Source organism: Paratractidigestivibacter sp. (assembly GCF_963660155.1).
Classification (GTDB): Bacteria; Actinomycetota; Coriobacteriia; order Coriobacteriales; family Atopobiaceae; genus Paratractidigestivibacter.
In genome coordinates this window covers 1-4,153 of record NZ_CAVKWG010000019.1, presented here as the reverse complement: position 1 = coordinate 4,153, position 4,153 = coordinate 1, and the positions used below count along the sequence as shown (strand labels likewise).

Sequence of the window (4,153 nt, the reverse complement as noted above, 5' to 3'; positions counted from 1 at the left end):
GGCGCCCCGATGACCGAAGGCCTCCTGCTTTTGAGGGTTTTGCGCCGCGCGTTTTTGGTGCAGGACGCATAACCCTCAAAAGCAGGAAAGGTTTCTCCTGTTTTCGGGGGTTATGCGTCGTGGCCCAAAACCCAGCGGCGCAAAACCCTCGAAAACAGGAGAGGGGAGGCCTGAACAGCGCTCACGCGGCACCCAAACGGCGCCCGAAACGCGTCACGGCCTAGCGGTAGCCCTCCCACAGCGGAAGCGGGAAGAGGACATCCTCCCACTTGGCCCACTCAGCCATGTAGTCTATCTCGTCGGGGCGCGCGAGCCAGCGCCCCTCGAGGCCGTACATCGCGGCCATGGCGCACGACGCCGTGAGCTGGGCATCAACGCCCGCGGGCACCGCCCAGTGGTGGTCGACCTCGGGGTTCGAGATGTTCCTGGAGCGCTTGTTAAAGTACTCGTGTGCGGGGCTCTTGGGCGATATCGCCTCGGTGTTCAGCACCTGGAAGAGCATGACGAGCTCGCGGCGGCCGGCGTTCTGCTCGACCAAAAGGCGGCAGTACTCCGGGATCTTCGGCTGCTTGCCCTCGAAGAGCTGCCCCGGCTCAAAAAGCTTGAGGTACTCCACGGCGCCGTCGTGTGTGTCGTAGTAATACTCGATGACCTCGTTGAGTAGGCCTTTCTTGCTGCCGACGTAGTGCAGGACGCCCGGCTGCGTGATGCCCACGCGGTCTGCCACGGCCTGTAGCGAAAGGCCGCTGTAGCCGTCCTCGTTGATAATCTCGACCGCCGCGTCGACGATCTGCTGCAGGCGTTCCTGCGCTGCGGCGCTTCTTTGCTTGGCCATCGGCCCTCCACTCGTAGCTTTCCAAAACCGATGCTACCCCTTTTGTGTCTTCAATATCGATACTGAAACGCTTCAATTTCCTGCTTAGTAACCACTAAGCGACTGATGTCGACCGTTCACCGCACTAAATGCTTACTAACCACTAACCACATTTATATTGGAGCCACGGAGTACTTACTAAGTACTAACTAAAAACGGAAGGAGATTAGGTTATGTCCACGCAAGACACAACGATCGACCCGAACACGATCGCCCCTGACACCGGCAAGCCGATGTCCAAGAGCGACACGCTTCGCTTCATGGTCGGCTTCATCATCTTCGGCATCATGTGGATGATGTCGGGCACCATCGGCTCCAACGTCCTGTTCCCCGAGCGTTTCAACAACCTAAATATCGGGATGTCCGGCGAGACCATCCTCGCCACCATGAACACCGTCGGCATGGTCTTCGCCCTCGTGTCCAACCTGGTCTTCGGCGCGCTCTCCGATCACTGTCACTCTCGCTTCGGTAAGCGTACCCCGTTCGTCATCGTCGGCGGCTTCATCTGCGGCATCGCCTTCTGGCTCACCGCGAACGCCGAGTCGCTCGCGACCATCGTCGCCTTCTGGTGCTTGTTGCAGATCGGCCTCAACTGCATGCTCGCCCCGGCAGTGGCCATCCTGTCCGACCGCATCCCGCTGAACAAGCGCGGCACGCTATCCGCCTTCTACGGTGGCGGCTCCACCGTCGGCCAGTCCGTCGGCACCATCATCGGCACCCAGTTCCTCACCAACCCCGTTCCCGGCTTCGTCATCGGCACCGTGGCTTGGTTCTGCACCGGCGTGCTCGCCATCATCATCTGGCCTAAGGAGAAGTCCGCCGCTCTTGCCGAGGGCGAGACCGCCGAGAAGCTCGAGCTCAAGAGCCTGCTCATGATGTTCGTCCCGCCGACCAAGAACTGCCGCGACTTCTACCTGGCCCTCTTCGGCCGCCTGCTCCTCATCTTCGGCTACTTCTGCATCAACGGCTACCAGCTCTACATCCTCGAGAAGTACATCGGCCTGGGCACCGTTGAGGCCGGCACCGTCCTCGCCTCCATGTCCGTGCTCATCATGATCGTTTCGTTCGTCGCCTCGCTCACCTCCGGCGCCATCTCCGACAAGATCGGCGCCCGCAAGCCGATCATCCTCGTCGCCACCATCCTCATGTGCGTCGGCGTCGCCGCCCCGTGGCTGCTCAAGTCCGTCTTCGGCATGTACGGCTTCGCCCTGTGCGCCGGCCTCGGCTACGGCATCTACTCCTCCGTCGACCAGGCCCTGAACATCGACGTCCTGCCCAACAAGGAGGAGGCCGGCAAGGACCTCGGCATCCTCAACATGGCCAACACCATCGGCCAGATCCTTGGGCCCCTCGTCACCTCGTCCATCGTCGTTGCCACTGGCTCCTACTTCCTCACCTTCCCGATCTCCATCGTCCTCATGGCCGTGGGCTTTATCTTCGTCATGATGATCAAGAGCGCCAAGTAAGAAACCAGTGCAATAAACCGCACGTCAAGGCACTACCGGCGCCGAGCCTACAGCGAAGCGCACCCAAGTTCGAGATCTTCCCTTTCCTTTCCCGCCGGCGGGTCCCCCTCCCGCCGGCGGGGCGCCTAGAATACCCGAGGACCCAAAGGAGGTTCTTATCATGCAGACCGTCGAGCAGTACAAGGTCTTTACCCTCGCTCTCGAGGGCACGTCCGACGGCAACCCCTACGCCGACGTCGAGCTCTCCGCTACCTTTACCCTGGCGGACGGCTCCGAGTCCGTCGTCGCGGGCGGCTTCTACAAGGACAACGGCAACTACGCCGTCAACTTCATGCCGCGCCTTGCTGGCACCTGGAATTACGTGACCGCTTCCAACGACCCGCAGCTCGCTGGCATCACGGGCAGCTTTGAGGCCACGCCCGCGACTGAGAACAACCACGGCCGCGTGCTTCTTGCCAAGGACGTTTTGCCCCACACCGACGTCTTTTCTACCGACGAGGACTTCAACTTCGCCTATGAGGACGGCACTCGTTATTACCCCTTCGGCACCACCTGCTACGCCTGGGTCAACCAAGAGCCGGAGTGCCAGGAAGAGACCCTGAAGACTCTTGCCGAGAATCCCTTCAACAAGATTCGCATGTGCGTCTTCCCCAAGTTCTACGACTACAACGTGGACGATCCCGCGATGTACGCCTACCAGGGCGAGAAAGGCAACTTCGACCACGCCCGCTTCAATGAGGCGTTCTGGGAGAATTTCGAGCACCGCGTGGCCCAGCTCGACGAGCTCGGCATCGAGTGCGACCTCATCGTGCTGCACCCCTACGACAAGCCCGAGGACTGGGGCTTTAGCCGCATGACCAAGGAAGAGGACATCTTCTACCTGCGCTACGTCACGCGCCGCCTGTCCGCCTACAAGAACATCTGGTGGAGCCTCGCCAACGAGTGGGACCTTCTTCCCTGGAAGACCGCCGAGGACTGGGACCAGTACGCACGCGTGATCATGGCCAACGACCCCTACGGCCACCTGCGCTCCATCCACAACTGTCGCGAGATCTTCGACCATAACCACTCCTGGATCACTCACGTGAGCTGGCAGCGTTGCGACCTGCAGCGCACTTCCGAGTGCGTCATCGACCTACGCCGCCAGTACGGCAAGCCGGTGCTTATCGACGAGGTCGGCTACGAGGGCAACATCAACTGGGGCTGGGGCAACTTGACCGCCGAGGAAGAGGTGCGCCGCTTCTGGGAGGGCTGCATGCGCGGCGGCTACGTCACGCACGGCGAGACCTACGTCGACCGCGGGCCCAAGCTCTGGTGGGCGCACGGCGGCAAGCTCTACGGCGACTCCCCGTCACGCATCGGCTTCTGCCGCAAGTTCTTCGAAAGCCTGCCGGGCGACATGGACTGGATGCCCGATGAGACTCCGTTTGCCGTTGGCACGCAGACCTGGGACATCACCGTCTACAGCAACGATCACGGTAAGGGCGAGGACGACGTCGTTATCTACCTGGGCTTCTTCCGCCCGGCGTACCGCGAGTTCGAGGCCGCCGAGGGCAAGAAGTACACTGTGGACGTCATCGACACATGGAACATGACCGTCGAGACCTTCCCCGGCACCTTCGAGGGCAAGTTCAGCATCGACCTGCCCAGCAAGCAGTACCTGGCGCTGCGTCTTCGCGTCGTCGAATAAGACAAGAGGGCAGCCCCTGCGTCTTATCGACCTGCCGATAGGGGACAGTCCCCTTTCTGCAGCGGTTTGGGGACGGTCTTCGGCGCCCCGATGACCGAAGGCCTCCTGCTTTTGAGGGTTTTG

General features: G+C 61.4%; 3 protein-coding genes. 2 read left to right on the top strand and 1 reads right to left on the bottom strand.

The window, feature by feature from the left end:
- Positions 1-220: 220 nt before the first annotated feature.
- Positions 221-835: a TetR/AcrR family transcriptional regulator gene (locus U5709_RS03870; protein WP_321972480.1), complete on the bottom strand. Its 615-nt coding sequence runs from the start codon at positions 833-835 to the stop codon at positions 221-223.
- A gap of 212 nt (positions 836-1,047) precedes the next feature.
- Here U5709_RS03870 and U5709_RS03865 point away from each other — a divergent pair, with 212 nt between their 5' ends.
- Together U5709_RS03865 and U5709_RS03860 are read left to right on the top strand one after the other, a co-directional pair.
- Positions 1,048-2,340 (top strand): MFS transporter, encoded by a 1,293-nt coding sequence (locus tag U5709_RS03865; protein WP_321972479.1) that lies wholly within the window; start codon positions 1,048-1,050, stop codon positions 2,338-2,340.
- 160 nt (positions 2,341-2,500) lie between these two features.
- Positions 2,501-4,030, top strand: a complete 1,530-nt coding sequence (locus U5709_RS03860; RefSeq protein WP_321972478.1) for a DUF5605 domain-containing protein — start codon at positions 2,501-2,503, stop codon at positions 4,028-4,030.
- Positions 4,031-4,153 lie beyond the last annotated feature (123 nt).

What these genes read in the sequence shown, in the direction of transcription:
- U5709_RS03870 (WP_321972480.1), bottom strand. Translation starts at nt 835, where the DNA reads ATGGCCAAGCAAAGAAGCGCCGCAGCGCAGGAACGCCTGCAGCAGATC.
- U5709_RS03865 (WP_321972479.1), top strand. Translation starts at nt 1,048, where the DNA reads ATGTCCACGCAAGACACAACGATCGACCCGAACACGATCGCCCCTGAC.
- U5709_RS03860 (WP_321972478.1), top strand. Translation starts at nt 2,501, where the DNA reads ATGCAGACCGTCGAGCAGTACAAGGTCTTTACCCTCGCTCTCGAGGGC.